Origin of the sequence: Bradyrhizobium sp. 4 (assembly GCF_023100905.1) — a bacterium.
Lineage (GTDB): Bacteria > Pseudomonadota > Alphaproteobacteria > Rhizobiales > Xanthobacteraceae > Bradyrhizobium.
The window spans coordinates 2,493,147-2,510,123 of the sequence record NZ_CP064686.1 but is presented as its reverse complement, the minus strand read 5'-3'; the positions used below and the strand labels follow the sequence as shown (position 1 = coordinate 2,510,123).

12 protein-coding genes are annotated in these 16,977 nt (G+C 65.5%); all 12 read right to left on the bottom strand.

Features of this window, described 5'->3' with window-relative positions; all coding sequences use genetic code 11:
* Window positions 1-33: 33 nt before the first annotated feature.
* Window positions 34-1,557 (bottom strand): FAD-dependent oxidoreductase, encoded by a 1,524-nt coding sequence (locus IVB45_RS11485; RefSeq protein WP_247359929.1) that lies wholly within the window; start codon window positions 1,555-1,557, stop codon window positions 34-36.
* A gap of 27 nt (window positions 1,558-1,584) precedes the next feature.
* Window positions 1,585-2,211 (bottom strand): GTP cyclohydrolase I FolE, encoded by a 627-nt coding sequence (folE, locus tag IVB45_RS11480; RefSeq protein ID WP_018456940.1) that lies wholly within the window; start codon window positions 2,209-2,211, stop codon window positions 1,585-1,587.
* A gap of 135 nt (window positions 2,212-2,346) precedes the next feature.
* Window positions 2,347-3,237 (bottom strand): alpha/beta hydrolase, encoded by an 891-nt coding sequence (locus tag IVB45_RS11475; protein WP_247359930.1) that lies wholly within the window; start codon window positions 3,235-3,237, stop codon window positions 2,347-2,349.
* Window positions 3,238-3,249: 12 nt separating this feature from the next.
* Window positions 3,250-4,077: a metal-dependent phosphohydrolase gene (locus tag IVB45_RS11470; protein ID WP_027568994.1), complete on the bottom strand. Its 828-nt coding sequence runs from the start codon at window positions 4,075-4,077 to the stop codon at window positions 3,250-3,252.
* Window positions 4,078-4,293: 216 nt separating this feature from the next.
* A complete protein-coding gene (locus tag IVB45_RS11465) occupies window positions 4,294-5,172 on the bottom strand; it encodes a transglutaminase family protein (RefSeq protein ID WP_247359931.1) in 879 nt (292 codons plus the stop codon).
* Window positions 5,169-7,706, bottom strand: a complete 2,538-nt coding sequence (locus IVB45_RS11460; protein WP_247807614.1) for a circularly permuted type 2 ATP-grasp protein — start codon at window positions 7,704-7,706, stop codon at window positions 5,169-5,171. The genes IVB45_RS11465 and IVB45_RS11460 overlap by 4 nt, the downstream gene beginning before the upstream one ends.
* A 27-nt stretch (window positions 7,707-7,733) precedes the next feature.
* Window positions 7,734-11,003 (bottom strand): transglutaminase family protein, encoded by a 3,270-nt coding sequence (locus tag IVB45_RS11455; RefSeq protein ID WP_247359933.1) that lies wholly within the window; start codon window positions 11,001-11,003, stop codon window positions 7,734-7,736.
* A 287-nt stretch (window positions 11,004-11,290) separates the two neighbouring features.
* Window positions 11,291-12,595: a methyl-accepting chemotaxis protein gene (locus IVB45_RS11450; protein WP_247359934.1), complete on the bottom strand. Its 1,305-nt coding sequence runs from the start codon at window positions 12,593-12,595 to the stop codon at window positions 11,291-11,293.
* Window positions 12,573-13,094, bottom strand: a complete 522-nt coding sequence (locus IVB45_RS11445; protein ID WP_247359935.1) for a PAS domain-containing protein — start codon at window positions 13,092-13,094, stop codon at window positions 12,573-12,575. Before IVB45_RS11445 ends, IVB45_RS11450 begins: the two co-directional genes overlap by 23 nt.
* Window positions 13,095-13,280: 186 nt before the next feature.
* The gene (locus IVB45_RS11440) at window positions 13,281-14,804 is read right to left on the bottom strand and encodes an altronate dehydratase family protein (RefSeq protein WP_247359936.1); all 1,524 of its coding nucleotides are present in this window, start codon (window positions 14,802-14,804) and stop codon (window positions 13,281-13,283) included.
* Between the two features lie 94 nt (window positions 14,805-14,898).
* Window positions 14,899-15,675 carry an aldolase/citrate lyase family protein gene (locus tag IVB45_RS11435; protein WP_018456947.1) on the bottom strand — a complete coding sequence of 259 codons (777 nt, stop codon included), beginning with the start codon at window positions 15,673-15,675 and terminating at the stop codon, window positions 14,899-14,901.
* Between the two features lie 142 nt (window positions 15,676-15,817).
* Window positions 15,818-16,903, bottom strand: coding sequence for a malate/lactate/ureidoglycolate dehydrogenase (locus IVB45_RS11430; RefSeq protein WP_247359937.1), 1,086 nt, complete (start codon window positions 16,901-16,903; stop codon window positions 15,818-15,820).
* Window positions 16,904-16,977 lie beyond the last annotated feature (74 nt).

Sequence of the window (16,977 nt, the reverse complement as noted above, 5' to 3'; positions counted from 1 at the left end):
ACCATTGACGCAAATCAAGACCGGATGCGTGCCTCAGCCGCGTGTCCGCTCCATCTCCAGCTCGGCCTTGAGATTGTCGAGATCGCGATAAATTGAAGCAATCGCAAGGACACGGCCGCCCTTGCGATACTTCAGCAGGCAGTCCTTGCCGGAAATGCTGCCGTCGATCGCGATGTCGTCAAAACTATCGGCGTGGCCGACATAGTTGATCGGCACGTCATAGTGCTGCGACCAGAAGAACGGCACGGCCTCGAAGCGCTCGCGCTTGCCGAGCATGTTGCGGGCCGCGGTCTGGCCCTGCCGCTCCGCCACCACCCAGTGCTCGACGCGGATAGTTTGCCGCGAATGCGGATCGGGCCAGCGCGCGATGTCCCCGGCCGCAAAGATACCGGCTATGCTGGTCTCCAGATATTCGCTCACGCTGACGCCCCGGTCGGCCGCAAGCCCTGCCTGCTCGGCGAGCGCGAGGCGCGGCTTGACGCCGATACCGACCACGACCAGGTCGGCCTCGATCACGCCGCCGCTTTTCAACGTCGCGCGCGTGCCGTCCAGCTTCTCCACCGTGTCCTCGAGGTGGAAGTTGACGCCATTCTCCTCATGCAGCGCGCGCACGAAGTCGCCCATCTCGGGACCGAGCACCTTCTGCATCGGCCGTTCGTCCGGCGCGACCACGTGGACCTCGATCTTGCGTGCCCGCAAGGAGGCCGCAACTTCCAGGCCGATGAAGCTGGCGCCGATCACCAGCGCACGCTTGGCGCTGCCGGCCGCCTTGATGATGGCGCGGCTGTCGGCGACGGAGCGCAGGGTGTGGACATGAGGCTGGTCGGTCCCCGGAATCTGCAATCTGACCGGCTCGGCGCCGGTCGCGAGCAGCAGCCGGTCGAACGGCAGCCTGTCGCCGTTGCCCAGCGTCACGCTGCGCGTCTTCGCCTCGATCGCGGCGACATTCGTGTTGAGCCTGAGATCGATGCCGACGTCCCGATAATAGTCCTCGCCCCGCAGCGGCAGCCAATCCTCCGGCGCGTTGCCCGCGAGGTAATCCTTGGAAAGATTGGGCCGGTCGACCGGCATCGCGCTGTCATTGCTGAGCATGGTGATGGCGCCGGCAAAGCCCTCGCGACGGAGCGTCTGCGCCGCCGCGAAACCCGCCGCGCCGCCGCCGATGATGACGAATTTTTCCGGCGTTGGCGCCGTCCGGTGAGGCGCCGGAGGCTTCGGCATCTCGCGCTTGCGCTGAACGACGATCTTGTCTTGATCGCGCGAGACCTCCCACACCGCCAGCGCATTCAGCGCCGGCGGACGGGTCGCCTCGCCTGACCGCAAGGAGAAGCAGGCATGATGCCAGGGACAGCGGATGGTGTCGCCAACCACCAGTCCTTCTGCAAGCGGTCCGTGATAGTGGCTGCAGGTCGGCTCGATCGCAAAGATCTCGCTGCCGGCCTGCACCAGCAGGACGTCTTCCTCGCCGACATGGCCGAGCAATTTGCTGTCCTTGAACGCGGCGAGCGTCACGCCTCGACTCAAGTCGGGTCCGCTTGGCTTCTTGTCCTCGGTCATGGCGTTGCCTCCTTGAGCCGTCGCGGATCAATCGTCCGAATTGGCCAGCCCCAGCAGCTCCTGGCGCGTCAACGCATTGTCGCGGAACACGCCGAGCATGCGGCTGGTGACGAGATCTGTCCCGGGCTTGTGTGCGCCGCGCGTGGTCATGCAGTGATGCGTTGCCTTGATGATGACCCCGACGCCTTCGGGCCTCAGCACATCGTTGATCGTGTTGGCGATCTGCGCGGTCATCTTCTCCTGGATCTGAAGCCGCTTGGCGTAGATGTCGACGAGACGCGCGAGCTTGGAGATGCCGACGACGCGCCCTTGCGGGATATAAGCGACCCAGGCGCGGCCGACGATCGGTGCCATGTGGTGCTCGCAATGGCTTTCGAAGCGAACGCCGCGCAGGACGATCATCTCATCATAGCCTTCGATCTCCTCAAAGGTCTTTTGCAGGATTTCGGTCGGATCCTGCGCATAGCCGGAGAAATACTCCTCGAAGGCGCGCGCGACCCGGTCCGGCGTATCGCGCAGACCGTCGCGCGCGGGGTCATCACCGGCCCAGCGGATCATGGTGCGGATCGCCTGCTCGACCTCCGCCCTCTCAGGCCGCTCGCTCGGCGCCTGCGCGACCGCAACACGTTCCAGCCTGCGCGTTTGCGTCTTCATCGAAAACTCCCCTGCAACGAACCGCATACAGAAGGCGGCCCACAGCTTGGACGGCTGCGATCGGAAAAGGTTCCCGGGATGAGGAAAAATCGGAAGCTGTGAGAGCGGCAAGACAGCGGGACGAGAAATCCGGCTCTATGAGGCCGCTTTCCGCACATCGAGCACGGCCTGGGCCCATTCGGCCGGCCGCTCCTGCGGCAAATTGTGGCCGGCCCTAGCGAACACACGTGCCTCGAAAAAGCCCTCGAACTTGTGCGCGTGATGCGCGGTGCCGAAATTAACGCCGTCGCTGTCACCGTCGATCGCGATGGTCGGCACCCGAACCGGCGGCTGGGCTGCGAGCTTCGCCTCGATCTCGGCATAGGCGGGATCGCCCGCGACCAGCGCGTAACGATGTCGGTAGGAGTGGATCACGACATCGACGAAATCAGGATTGTCGAACGAGATGGCGCTGGTCTCGAACGTCGCGTCGTCGAAGGCCCATGTCGGCGACCACATCGACCAGAGCTGGCGCGCAAAACCACGCCGGTTGCGCTCCAGCGCGCGGCGGCCGCGTTCGTTGTGGAAGAGATATTGATACCAGAGCGCCGCCTCCTCGGTTGGCGAAGCCGGCTCCATCGAACGCGCGATGTTCTGGATGTTGTAGGAATTGCCCGAGACGAGGCCGACTACGCGCTCCGGATGCAGAACCGAGACCACGCAGGCCGCGCGCCCGCCCCAGTCGTAACCGCCGACCACCGCGTGCGAGATTCCAAGCGCATCCATGAAGGCCAGGAGATCGGCGCCAAGCGCCGCCTGCTCGCCGGAGCGCAACGTCGCAGCGGAGCGAAACCGCGTCGGCCCGTAGCCGCGCAGCCAGGGCACCAGCACCCGCGCGCCCGCTTGCGCAATGATCGGCGCGGACTCGGCATAGGCGTTCACGTCGTAGGGAAAGCCGTGGCCCATGATGCAGGGCCAGCCGTCCGGCGCGCCGTATTCGCGATAGGCGATATCGAGGACATCGGTGGCGACAGTTTTTTGTTGCATTACAAAGCGGAGCTATTTTTGCGGCCCGGACAACGTGATGTCACGCTCGGCGCGGAACACGTTGCTGTAGAGGTTGGCGATCCACTGCCGACCGATCTCGGTCTTGTTGAGGTAGCCGATCTCGGTTTGAATGTGCGGTGCGACGCTATTCCAATAGAACTGCGGATAGCGGTTCACGATGTCGGCCGGCGAATCGTAGCCGAGCTGGCGGTTCATGCCGACTTCTTCGAATTCGTAATAGAGCGCGTTAGCCTTGCGCAGATAGTTGGGGTCGCCGAGCTGGCCGATGAAATCGGCGGCGCGCAGGATCGAGGCGTCGTCGTCGTATTCCTGGCCCTCGCGGGCCGGGAAGCGGGTGCCCTCGATGGCGCGCGCGATCCGCTCTGGATCAAGTCCGGGAATATGCTGCAGCCGGCGCATGACGTAGAGCTTGGAACGGTCGACGTGATACATCATCAGACTGGCATCTGATGAGCCGCGGGGCAGCGAGACCTTGCTGCCTGCCGCATCGACCACAAAACCGTCCTCGTCATCTTCCTCGAACAAGCCACGGACATAGCCAATATCGTGCGCAAGGCAGGCGATCAGGACGTGGACGTAATCCTCGGCCGAGAGATGAATATGAAGATACCGGCCGCTCAGGATGGAATGACCCGCGAGCGTGACCAGCATCGTATGTTCGACATTATGATAGAGCGCGTCGCTGTTTCCGATGCATTCCATAGCGGTACGGGTCGCGCTCTCGACGATGTTTGCCGGAGAATCGCCGTACCTGCGGCGCATGAACGAACCTAGCGTCTTCTCAAGGGATTCAGCCGCCAGTCTCGGTAACGTGATCATGGATGCAGCCCCGTCTGTCGGTGGTGTCCCACGCCAACTACCGACGTCTCATTCTCGTCCTCGACGCAAGCGCCAGCATAGCCCATCTTGGGCCGACTGACCAAATCCTGGGACGACAACACGGAAATATATTGCTGTTGTGCCACGCAACATAAGATTGCGGTTACAACTCAGTACATCCATGGCGCCGACGGCTCCGTAGCGGCAAAGCCGCAATCATTCCACCAGCAGCACGTCGACGGCGACGTCGAGCTTCTGCTTCGGCGAGCCGACAATGATGCCGTCGACCGGCGAAACGTCGGAAAAGTCGCGGCCGACCGCGAGCACGATATGGTCGCCAGCGACCATAAGGTCGTTGGTCGGATCGAAATCGACCCAGCCAAGCTCCTCACCGCACCACAGCGACACCCAGGCATGGGTGGCATCGGCGCCCTGCAGGCGCGGCTGGCCCGCCGGCGGAATGGTGCGCAAATATCCGCTGACATAGGCCGCGGGCAGTCCCAGCCCGCGCAAGCCCGCAATCATCACATGGGCAAAATCCTGACAGACGCCATGGCGCTTGACGAAGACCTCGTCGAGCGGCGTCGAGATCACCGTCGCCTTGGGGTCGTAGCGAAATTCGGTGCGAATGCGATGCATCAGATCGACCGCCCCGGCGAGGATGCCCGCGCCGGCCGCGAAGCTTTCCGCGGCATAGGCGCTGACGGGTCCCAGCACCGGCACCAGCGGGCTCGCAAAGACATAGCCGACCGGCGAGGACGGCCCGAGGCTCGTCGCCTCGAAGGCGATGTCGCGAATGCTCTCCCAGCCCCGACTGGCAGCGTCGCGCGCCGGCGGCTGGCGCGACACCTTCACGCGAGAGCGGGAATCGATGCGCAGGGTGCGATGCGCGGCCTCGATCACGACACTCTCGGTCAGGGTGCCGAAGAAATCGCGCCGGACGCTACGCTCCGCGGGGCGCGGACGGATCTCGACCTTATGCGAGATCAGCTCCTGGCCATTGCCGCTCCTCGGCTCCAGCCGCAGCGTGCAGCGGGCGAAGCTGACCGGGCTCTCATATTCGTAGGTGGTGACGTGACGGATATCGTAGATCACGCCAGCCCCGTCAGCTTTTCCGGCCGGCTGGCATTGGGGCCGTGCGGGAAGTAGTGCTGCCCGACTGCCTCGGCGAGGCTGAGCAGATCCTGCTCCAGTGCGAACAGCGTCTTGACCTCGATCCTCTCGGCCTCCGCGGTCGCGAGCATCGCCGGCAGCACGACCAAAAGCCGCTGCGGCTTCTCGATCAGGCCGTGCTCCTTCAGGCTTGGCAGCGCGGCGATATGCTCGTTCAGCGCCGTCACCTGGAACGCCACCGAACGCGGATTGTAACTGTCGAGCACGGCGAGATCGCGCACCGGCGCAAGGATCGGCGCCAGCAGATAACGCGAGCGGTAGGTGATCTGGCAATCCACCAGCGTCAGCAGGATATCGAGATCCTCGTCGCCGGCTTCGTCATAGGCGAACTGCCGGGCAAAACGCGTGGTGTTGATGGCGCGCTCGGTGCGGCGGCCGATATCGAGGAAGCGCCAGCCGGCGGCGCGGTTCATGTTCTCATGCGCAAGGCCGGCAAAGCTCGCGAGCTCCTGCAAGGTCAGCTCGGCCGCGCTCAGCACGCTGTCGTCGTCCTCGACCTCGACGGCCAGCCGCTCGACCATCTCGGTGATGACTTGCCAAGCATCGGGCGACAGCCGCTCGCGCAAGGAGGTCGCCGTGCGCTGGGCCGCGCGGACCAGCGACAGTGCCGAGCCGAAACGCTCCGGGCTTTGCAGCGCCTCGGCAACGATGCGGCCGGGCGCCGCGCGCGAGGTCTGTGAGATCGCGCCCCAGGTCACCAGCAGGCGCTGGATACGCTCCGCCGATTGCAGCGAGGCCGCGGTGCCCTTGTTGGGCCCGCTCGGCGAGCCCAGCGCCCGCACCAGCCGCAGCGTCGCCTCGGCGCGTTCGAGATAGCGGCCGAGCCAGAACAGATTGTCGGCGGCGCGACTCGGCAGCACTCCGGCGATACGGCGGATGCGCACCTTGTCGACCGCAGGCAGCAGCGTCGCGGTCGAGACCTGCTTGTCCGAGACCACCCAGACGTCGGCGGAACGCGCGCCGTCGCCCATCGACACCGCGCGCGCATCCGGCTGCTCGGCGATCCGGCAGAAGCCGCCGGGCATGATGGCCCAGCCGTCCGGCGTCGCGGCTGCGAACACGCGCAGCACGAAGGGACGGGACGTGATCTGCCCCTGCTCCCATACCGGCATGGTCGAGAGCCGAACCACCTCCTGGCCGACATAGTCCATGCCGCGCGCAGCGATCGCGTTGCTCAGGCGCCGGCGGCCGGCGGCATCGAGCTCGCTCGCGAGCACCGGACCGTTGCTGTCGAAACCGGGAACGCCGCGCCGATAGGCGCCTTCGATCGCGACCTCGTCGAGCCGCGACAGCACCTCGTCGCGCGCCGAGCGCTGGCCGCACCACCAGGTCGCGATGTGCGGCATCTTCAACTCTTCACCGAGCAGGCGGCGGCTCAGCGCCGGCAGGAAGCCGAGCATCGCGCGCGCCTCCAGCACGCCCGAGCCCGGCATGTTGGCGACGACGACGCCGTCCTTGCGCAGCACGTCGATCAGCCCGGGGACGCCAAGCCGCGAGGAGGCTTCGAGCTCGAGCGGGTCGAGCGAATTGGAATCGACACGGCGCAGCAGCACGTCGAGCCGCTTGAGGCCCGCAACCGTGCGGATGTGGATATGGTTGTCGCTGACGGCGAGATCGTCGCCCTCGACCAGCAGGAAGCCGAGATAGCGCGCCAGCGTCGCGTGCTCGAAATAGGTCTCGCTGAAGCTGCCCGGCGTGAGCACGCCGATCCGCGGCTCGTCGCGGTCGGCGCGCGCCCGAAGACTGTCGCGAAACGCCTCGAAGAACGGCGCGACGCGCGGCACGTTCATCGACTTGTAGAGATCCGAGAAGGCGCGCGAGAGCACCAGGCGGTTCTCCAGCGCATAGCCCGCGCCCGACGGCGCCTGCGTGCGGTCGCCGAGCACCCACCAGCGGCCGTCGGGCCCGCGGCCGACATCGGCGGCATAGAGCGAGAGATAGCGCCCGCCCGGCGGCGGCACGCCGCAGACGGGACGGAGATATTCGGGGCTGCCCGCGATCGCGGCCGCCGGCAGCGCGCCTTCGGCGACGAGGCGGCCCTCGCCATAGATGTCGCGCAGCACGAGCTCGAGCAGCTCGGCGCGCTGGGTGATGCCATCGGACAGCTGCTTCCAGTCGGCCTCGTCGATCAGCAGCGGCAGATGGCTGATCGACCAGGGCCGGTCGGCGCTCTCGCCGGGCGCGCGATAGGTGACGCCGGCCTCGCGGAGATGACGGTCGGCCATGCCGAACCGCCGCTCGACCTCGTCGGGCGCGAGCGCGCCGAAGGCATCGAAGAAGCGGCTCCAGACCCCGCGGGGCTTGCCGTCCGGGCCGAGAAACTCGTCGGGGATGCCGGGCAGGCGCCTGTAGTCGCGGACCCATTGCGCGAAACGGCGCTGGCCTTCGCGCTGGCCATTGCGTTGACCTTGCGCCTTACCCGCCTTGTCGTCCTCTTCGGCTGCGCCCTCGGCCATGCGCCTCTCCCTGCCCCCGCATCATACTCATTGCAGGAGCGGGGTCCGCAAGTCGAGGGTCAGCGGAAACTCATTTGTGCGTTCCTCGGGCGGCGGCTGCATCGGGCCCGGCGTATGGCCGTGGTCCTGGAAGCGCGCCAGCCGCCGCGCCTCGGCCTCGTAGGTGTTGACCGGCTTGGTGTCGTAGCTGCGGCCGCCGGGATGGGCGACGTGATAGACGCAGCCGCCGAGCGAGCGGCCGTTCCAGGTGTCAATAAGATCGAAGGTCAGGGGCGCGTGAACGGGAATGGTCGGATGCAGACCGGAGGCCGGCTGCCAGGCCTTGAAGCGGACGCCGGCCACGGCTTCGCCGGAGCGGCCGGTGGCGGTCATCGGCAGGCGGCGGCCGTTGCAGGTGACGATATGGCGGCCCTCGACGAACCCCTCCGCCTTGACCTGCAGCCGCTCGACCGACGAGTCGACATAGCGCACGGTGCCGCCGGCCGACCCCTCCTCGCCGAGCACGTGCCAGGGCTCCAGCGCCTGCCGCAGCTCCAGCGTCACGCCGCCATGATGGATACGGCCGAAAGCGGGGAAGCGGAATTCGAGCTGGGCCAGATACCATTCAGGCTCGAACGGATAGCCGGACTGCTTCAACTCGGTGAGCACTTCGAGGAAATCCTCCCAGATGAAGTGCGGCAGCATGAAGCGATCATGCAGCGCGGTGCCCCAGCGCACGAACTTGCCTTGTTGCGGCTCGCGCCAGAATTTTGCGATCAGCGCGCGGATCAGCAGCTGCTGCGCCAGCGACATGCGCGGATCCGGCGGCATTTCGAGCGCGCGGAATTCGACCAGGCCAAGGCGGCCGGTCGTGCCGTCCGGTGAATAGAGCTTGTCGATGCAGATCTCGGCGCGATGGGTGTTGCCGGTGATGTCGACGAGGAGATGCCGGAACAAGCGATCCACCAGCCACAGCGGCGCCTGAACGCCCGGCGGCGGCACGTGCGTGAGCGCAACCTCGAGCTCGTAAATGCTGTCGTGGCGGGCTTCGTCGATGCGCGGTGCCTGACTGGTCGGGCCGATGAACAGGCCGGAGAAGAAATAGGACAGCGCCGGATGCCGCTGCCAGTGCAGCACCAGGCTCTTCAACAGATCAGGCCGGCGCAGGAACGGCGAGTCCTGCGGACTCGAGCCGCCGACCACGACGTGATTGCCGCCGCCGGTGCCGGTGTGGCGGCCGTCGACGAGGAAGCGGTTGGCGCCGAGGCGTGTCTTGCCCGCATCTTCATAGAGCCCGACGGTGATATCGACCGCCTCGCGCCAGTTCTTTGCCGGCTGGACGTTGACCTCGATCACGCCGGGATCGGGCGTCACCTTGATGACGTCGACACGCGGATCGAACGGCGGCGGATAACCCTCGACATGGACCTGGAGCTGCATCTCCTCGGCCGTCGCTTCGAGCGCCGCGATCATCTCGAGATAATCCTCGATCTGCTCGACCGGCGGCATGAAAGCACAGAGCACGCCGTCGCGGACCTCGACCGACATCGCGGTGCGAACCGGGACGGAGGTGTTGAGCTCTTCGGGCTCGAGCCGCTCCGGCGAGTCCGGACGCGCTGGAAGGCTGAACACGGGCAGCTTGCCGCGGGCCTCCATCGGATCTCGCTCGACGATGTAGGGGTATTGATCGGGCGGGACATAGCCGAGCGAGTCCAGCGGCAGGCGCAAGCCCAGCGGGGAATCCCCCGGCATCAGGAACAGATGACTGCGCCGGAGCTGCCAGCGCTCGCTGCGCCAGCGTGGCGCCGCATTCCAGCGCTGCACCGGCAGCACGAAGCCGCGAGGATTGTTGAGCCCCTGCTCGAACACTCGCGCCATCCGCGCGCGGGCCTCCGGATCGGACAATTTGGAATCGGATGGATCGACGTTGACGGGAAGCTCGGATTCCTTCTGCAGCCAGTACGCGGTGTCCTCATAGGCCGGCATGATGTAGCCGGGATCGAGACCAAGCCGCAGCGCCGCGCCCTCCACGAACGCCTGGACGTCCTTGGCCTGCGCCGGCCGCGGATTTTCGATGCTGGCGATGAGGTCGGCATTCTTCCAGATCGGCACGCCGTCCTTGCGCCAGTACAGGCCAAAGGCCCAGCGCGGCAGGCTTTCGCCGGGATACCATTTGCCCTGACCGAAGTGCAGCAGGCCCCCGGGTCCGAAACGCGCGCGCATGCGGCGGATCAGATCGTCGGCGAGCCCGCGCTTGGTCGGACCGACCGCGTCCGTGTTCCACTCGGCGCCTTCGAGATCATCGACGGAGACGAAGGTCGGCTCGCCGCCCATGGTCAGACGCACGTCCTGCGCCGCAAGATCGCCGTCGACCTGCTCGCCGAGATCGTTGAGCCGTATCCAGGATTCGTCCGAGAATGGTTTTGTGATGCGCGGCGCCTCGCGAATGCGCTTGACGCTCATGTCGAAGGCGAATTCGACCTCGGCAAAGCCCGCGCCGCCGGAGATCGGCGCGGCCGAGCGGTAGTGCGGTGTCGCGGCGACCGGGATGTGGCCCTCGCCCGCAAGCATGCCCGAGGTCGCGTCGAAGCCGATCCAGCCCGCGCCCGGCAGGTAGACCTCGGCCCAGGCGTGCAGATCAGTGAAATCGTTCTCGACCTCCGGCGGCCCCTCGATCGGATCGATGTCGGGACGGACCTGGATCAGATAGCCCGAGACGAAACGGGCGGCGAGACCGAGGTGCCGGAAGGTCTGGATCAGAAGCCAGGCGGAGTCGCGGCACGAGCCGGCCGCGGAGGAGAGCGTCTCCTCCGGCGTCTGCACGCCCGCCTCCATGCGGATGACGTAGCCGATCCTTTTCTGCAGCTCCCTGTTGAGATCGACCAGGAAGTTGACGGTGTTCGGGGCTTCGTGCGGGATCGTGTCGAGATATTTCGCGAACAGCCGATCGGGCTTGACGGTCTCGAGATAAGGCGCGAGTTCGGTCTTGAGATCCTGCGTATATTCGAACGGAAAGCTGTCGGCATAGGGTTCGACGAAGAAGTCGAACGGATTGACCGTGGTCATCTGCGCCGTGAAATCGACCTCGATCTTGAGCTCGGTCGTCTTCTCCGGGAAGACGTAACGCGCGATCCAATTGCCCAGCGGATCCTGCTGCCAGTTCACGAAATGATTGGCCGGACTGACCTTGAGCGAATAGCTCAGGATCGGCGTGCGGGTATGCGGCGCCGGCCGCAGACGGATGGTCTGCGGGCCGAGATCGATCGGGCGGTCGTATTTGTAGTGCGTGACGTGGTGTAATGCGACGTAGATCGACACGGGGTGCGGTACTCCAGCAGCTTTTTTGAGCAGAACACCGCTGGTGACCTCGATCAAGCACTAACAACGGGCAAAGGGTGCCTACGCAAGGTGCGGGCGGTCGCTTTCTTCCTTCTCCCCTTGCGGGAGAAGGTGGCGCGAAGCGCCGGATGAGGGGTACGTCTCCGCGATTCCGGCGTGAGAGGTGCGCGCGGAGAGAGACCCGTCACCCGTCTCGCCGCAAACGCGGCGAGCCACCCTCTCCCACAAGGGGAGAGGGGAAGAATGCGCGTCCTCTCCGCGATGTCCTACGCCGCTGACGTCAGCCGCTGCAAAAACTGCGTCACCTCGCGCCGGAGCGTCTCGACCTCGCCATGGACGCGTTCGGAGGCGCTGTTGACGCGGCTCGCCACACGGCCGGTGTCGGCGGCGGCTTCGCTGATGCCGGTGACGTTGGCGGACATTTGCGCGGTGCCGGCCGAGGCTTCCTGGACGTTGCGGGCGATCTCCCGGGTGGCGAGCCCCTGCTGCTCGATCGAGGTCGCGATCGAGGCGGTGATGCCGTTGATCTCGGTAATGGTCTGCGCGATCGCCTCGACGGCGGCGACCGAATTGGTGGTCGATTGCTGCATCTCGCCGACCTTGGCGCTGATCTCCTCGGTCGCCTTCGCGGTCTGGTTGGCGAGGCTCTTGACCTCGGATGCGACCACGGCGAAGCCGCGGCCGGCCTCGCCTGCCCGCGCGGCCTCGATGGTGGCGTTGAGCGCCAGGAGGTTGGTCTGCTCGGCGATCGCGCTGATCAGCTTGACCACGTCGCCGATCCGCATCGCCGCGTCCGCAAGGGTGCGGATCTCGCTGCCGGCACGATTGGCTTCGTTCACCGCCCGCCCCGTGCTGGTGGTCGAGCCCGCCACCTGGCGGCCGATCTCGGCGATCGATGATGCGAGCTGCTCCGCGGCGCCGGCGACGGTGGCGACGTTGCGCGAGGCCTGGTCGGACGCACTGAGCACGCCGGAGGTCTGCCGGCTGGTCTTCTCGGCCGCCGCCGCCATCTGGCCGGCGTCGGATTCGAGATCGGTCGCCGCGCCCATCAGAGTGCCGGCGACCTGGTCGAGATGCATGCCGAACTGCTTTGCCAGGTCCGCGATCTCGACCACGCGACGGCCGAGGCTGTCGGTGCCGGAATTGATGACGGTGGCTGAACGGCGGAACGAGCCGGGTAGTCCGCGCGCGAGAATCTTGCGGAAATATTTGCCGCGGCTCGCATAGTCCATCGACGCCGAGGCTTCCCGCAAATAGGCATCGGTGATGTCGAGCATGTCGTTGACCGACTTCTGAATGGCGCCGATCCGTCCGGGCTGGCGGATGCTGAGGATGCGCGCCTCAAGATCGCCACGTGCGGCCTTGCGGCATACGTCTGCCATCTCGTCGACGGCCACCCCCGTGCGGTGCTGGCACCAGACGGCATAACCGAGCAGCACGACCGTCGCACCAAGCAACGCCGCACCGGAAATTCCGGTCGCACCGGCGAGCGAGAGCACGAACGCAACGACGGCAAGGACGGATGCGAGCGCGGTCGCTCCCTGCGCCTTAGAGAGAGAGCACAAATTCATCGTAGCCGACACCCTGTTGCTTGAGCAGCCCGACCATCGCCTCGAAGCTCGCATGCATGCCGTCCTTGGCATTGGCATGCCGCGCCTCTTCCGCGCACAGCGCCTTGTAGATCGGCTTGATACGCTCGATCTGCGCCGGATCGGGTCTGCGACGGTTGGAGTGATAGCCGACGATATTGCCACGCTCGTCGAATGTCGGCGTGACGTGGGCGAACACCCAGTAGTGACTGCCGTCCTTCGCGAGGTTGACGACGTAGGCGAAGATCTCCTGCCTGGACTGAAGCGTGTCCCACAGCAGCTTGAAGACGGAGCGTGGCATCTCAGGGTGGCGGATCAGGCTATGGGGGGCGCCCATCAGCTCCTGCCAGGAGTACTTCGCCATGCGGATGAAGACATCGTTGGCGTAGGTGATGCGCCCCTTGAGATCGGTCTTCGACACGATCAGCTCCTCCTCACCGAGGAGATGTTCCACGCCGGTCGGCCGTATCACACGCGTCATCGTCGACGAATCCTCACGAAGGGCGAACGTCCCACATGAGTGGAGGTCGCATCCTCCCAAGGGATTACGGCAGAAGATGTTAATCAGGTGTGACCGCGGGAACCCCCGTGTTCACTTGACGGCTCCGTACCATTACTTAGGAGCGTCGCTTGCCGTGCAGGGTTACCGCCGACGCGCAACGAGGAATTACATCGTCGCGCCCAGCACCCAGGGCGCGAACTCGGCGCCGCCGAAATCAAAACTCTCGCTCTTGGTCGGCTGTCCGGACGCGGTCTTGAGGATGAGATCGAAAATGCGCTGGCCGCACTGCTGGACGCTCTCCTCGCCTTCGAGGATGGTGCCGCAATTGACGTCCATGTCCTCTTCCATGCGCTTGTACATGGGCGTGTTGGTGGCGAGCTTGATCGAGGGCGCCGGCTTGCAGCCGAACACGCTGCCGCGGCCCGTGGTGAAGCAGACCAGATTGGCGCCGCCGGCGACCTGCCCGGTCGCGGCAACGGGATCGTAGCCAGGCGTGTCCATGAAGACGAAACCCTTCTTGGTGATGGGTTCGGCGTAGCGCAGCACCTCGACGAGATTGGTGGTGCCGGCCTTCGCCATCGCGCCGAGCGACTTCTCCAAAATGGTGGTGAGACCGCCGGCCTTGTTGCCCGGGCTCGGATTGGCGTTCATCTCGGCGCCTTCGCGCGTCGTGTATTCGTCCCACCAGCGCATGAGATCGACCAGCTTCTCGCCGACTTCGCGGCTGACGGCGCGGCGCGTGAGCAGATGCTCGGCGCCATAAGTCTCCGGCGTCTCCGACAGGATCACGGTGCCGCCGTGACGTACGATGAGATCGCTGGCCGCACCCAGCGCCGGATTGGCGGAAACGCCGGAATAGCCATCCGAGCCGCCGCATTGCAGCGCCACGGTCAATTCGCTGACCGGAACGGACTCGCGCCTGACCTTGTTGGACTCCGCGAGTGCCTCGCGCACGAAGGCGATGCCGGCTTCCACCGTCTTGCGGGTGCCGCCGACCTCCTGGATGTCCATCGCGCGCAGGCGGCCGGCGAGCTTCTGCTCCTCCATCAAGCCGCCGATCTGGTTCACCTCGCAGCCGAGGCCGAGCACGATGACGTGGGAGAAGTTCACGTGCCGCGCATAGCCACCGAGCGTGCGGCGGAGCAGCGCCAAGGGCTCGTTCTGTGTCATGCCGCAGCCGGTCTTGTGGGTCAGCGCAACCACGCCGTCGACATTGGGGAAGTCGGCCAGTGGATTGTCGCCGGTGAACGGATTCTTCTTGAAGACGTCGGCGACGAGGCTTGCGACATGCGCGCTGCAATTCACCGAGGTGAGGATGCCGATATAGTTGCGCGTGGCGACGCGGCCGTCCGGGCGGCGGATGCCTTCGAAGCTTGCCGGCAGCTCGAAATTCGGCGTCGGCTTGACGTCGGCGCAATAGGCATAGTCCTTGGCGAAATCGCCCATGCCGCAGTTCTGCACGTGCACGTGCTGGCCCGGCGCGATCGGCGTGGTCGCGAAGCCGATGATCTGGCCATAGCGGATCACCGGCTCCCCGACTGCGATCGGCTTGATCGCGACCTTGTGGCCGGAAGGAATGCGCTCGACCGTGGTCACGCCGTCGGCCACAAATGTTCCCGGCGGCAAGCTTGCGCGCGCGATCAGCACGCCATCATCGGGATGCAGGCGAATGACGGGGCTGATGGTCATGGGAGGTCTCCTTCAGACGAATAGTGAGTAGCGAGTGGCGAATGGAAAAAGGGAGCAGCTCATTCGCTACTCCCCATTCGCCATTCGCGAGTTCTCAGGCCTTGCCGCCGGAATCCTTCCGCGTGGCATTGACCTGCATCTTGGCGTAGGTCGTCATCAGGCCGACCTCGTTCGAGAGCGTCACCAGCTTGAAGCCCATGTTGATGGCGCGCGCGGCACCTTCGGCGCCGCTGCAATGGATGCCCGGGTTGAGGCCCCGCTTGCCGCACTCCTTGATGATCTTCTCGTAGATCGCCAGGATTTCGGGCTCGGTGCGATCGAGCTTCGGCTCGAGGCCGTAAGAGAAGCCGAGGTCGGACGGGCCGATATAGACGCCGTCGATGCCTTCGACGTCGAAGATCGCTTCCATGTTCTCGACCGCGGTTTTGGTCTCCATCATCGGCAGCAGCACGATGTCGTCGTTGGCCGTCTTCTGGTAGGAGCCCGCGGTTCCGTACATGCCGGCGCGGATCGGGCCATTGGAGCGCACGCCTTTTGGCGGGTACTTGGCATAGGAGACGAGATTCCTGGCTTCCTGCGGCGTGTTGACCATCGGGCAGATCACGCCATAGGCGCCGCCATCGAGCACCTTGCCGATGATGCCGGGCTCGTTCCAGGGCACGCGGACCATCGGCGTGATCGGATGCTTGTCCATCGCCTGGAAGCACTGCACCATCGACAGATAATCCTGCACGCCGTGCTGCATGTCGACGGTGACGCTGTCGAAGCCGCATTGCGCGATCATCTCGGCCGAGAAGCCGGAGGGAATCGCGAGCCACGCGTTGACCACGGCCTTGCCCGACTTCCAGATTTCCTTGACCTTGTTCGCCACGTTGCCTTCCTTCTTGTTTTGGACCGTTATTGTTTAAGTCGTCGTTGTTTGGACCTTCGTCACCATGACGAGCGCCGCGACAGCACAGCCCCGCTGTTACCGCGAACTGGCGCGCCGCGCTACGCTCGCAATGACGCAAGACCTATGCGGTCGCCCTCTGGATGCTCACTTCGCTGACGCCGACCTCGCGGGCCGTATTCACTATTGCCGCCCAGGTGTCATCCGGCAAGGGGACGCCGTTCTGGGTCCGCTCAGCCCTGGTTTTCCGCTCGGGATCGCCGGGAATCAGCACCTGATCGACCCCGGCCACCGGCTTGGTGGCACGGATGAAGTCCGCATAGCGCGACACCTCTGCGTCGAAGACATGGGAGGTATCGACCACTTTCGGATCGATGTAGAAGGCCAGCATGCCGTTGGCGAAGCGCCGACCGCCGGACGTGGCCCCGGTTCCGGTCAACGCCCCGCCGAGCAGCTCGCACATGAAGGCAAGGCCCGAGCCCTTGTGCTCGCCGAACGCTCGGATCGCGCCCGTTCCCTTGGTGTGGTCGCGCGGCCCGTCCGGCGTGTAGGGGCCGTAGAGCACGGCCGGCTCCTCGCTCAGTCTGCCGTCGGCATCGACCAGCGCGCCCTTCGGCAGCTTCTTGCCGCCGCGGCTCGCGACCAGCACCTTGCCCTCGGCCACGACCGAGGTTGCGAAGTCCAGCACGATCGGGTCTTGGCCCTCGCGCGGAATGCCGACGCAATAGGGCGCGGTGGAGAGCCGTTTCTCGACGCCGCCGAACGGCGCCACCAGCAGCGAGCCCGCGGCATTGACGAAATGCACCGAGATCAGCCCTTCTGCGGCGGCCATCTCGGCCCAATCGCCGACGCGGCCGATATGGCCCGCATTGCGTAGCGCGACTGCGGCAAGTCCCGCCTTCCTGCACTTCTCGATGCCGATCCGGACCGCTTGCGGCGTCACGGTCTGGCCGTAGCCGAACTTGCCGTCGATCACCGCGAGCGAAGGCGTGTCGAGCACCAATTCGGCGTTCTGGTTGGGCACGACCGCGCCGGACTTCTGCCAGCGAATATAGACGGGGACGCGGATCACGCCGTGGCTGTCATGGCCGGTCAGATTAGCCGTGGTCAGGTAGGTGGCGATGCGCCGGGCTTCGTCGGGCGACGACTGCGCATGCGCGAAGACCTCGGTGACGAAGTCGATCAGCTTCTGAACCTGGATGGTGACCATGAGGGTCTGTTTGCCTCTACCTCGGCGCCGATTTTGCAGTGATCGGCTTGAGCGGCACTTGAGCGAAAAACTGC

What these genes read in the sequence shown, in the direction of transcription:
- IVB45_RS11460 (WP_247807614.1), bottom strand. Translation starts at nt 7,706, where the DNA reads ATGGCCGAGGGCGCAGCCGAAGAGGACGACAAGGCGGGTAAGGCGCAA.
- IVB45_RS11450 (WP_247359934.1), bottom strand. Translation starts at nt 12,595, where the DNA reads ATGAATTTGTGCTCTCTCTCTAAGGCGCAGGGAGCGACCGCGCTCGCA.
- IVB45_RS11445 (WP_247359935.1), bottom strand. Translation starts at nt 13,094, where the DNA reads ATGACGCGTGTGATACGGCCGACCGGCGTGGAACATCTCCTCGGTGAG.
- folE (WP_018456940.1), bottom strand. Translation starts at nt 2,211, where the DNA reads ATGAAGACGCAAACGCGCAGGCTGGAACGTGTTGCGGTCGCGCAGGCG.
- IVB45_RS11475 (WP_247359930.1), bottom strand. Translation starts at nt 3,237, where the DNA reads ATGCAACAAAAAACTGTCGCCACCGATGTCCTCGATATCGCCTATCGC.
- IVB45_RS11470 (WP_027568994.1), bottom strand. Translation starts at nt 4,077, where the DNA reads ATGATCACGTTACCGAGACTGGCGGCTGAATCCCTTGAGAAGACGCTA.
- IVB45_RS11485 (WP_247359929.1), bottom strand. Translation starts at nt 1,557, where the DNA reads ATGACCGAGGACAAGAAGCCAAGCGGACCCGACTTGAGTCGAGGCGTG.
- IVB45_RS11430 (WP_247359937.1), bottom strand. Translation starts at nt 16,903, where the DNA reads ATGGTCACCATCCAGGTTCAGAAGCTGATCGACTTCGTCACCGAGGTC.
- IVB45_RS11440 (WP_247359936.1), bottom strand. Translation starts at nt 14,804, where the DNA reads ATGACCATCAGCCCCGTCATTCGCCTGCATCCCGATGATGGCGTGCTG.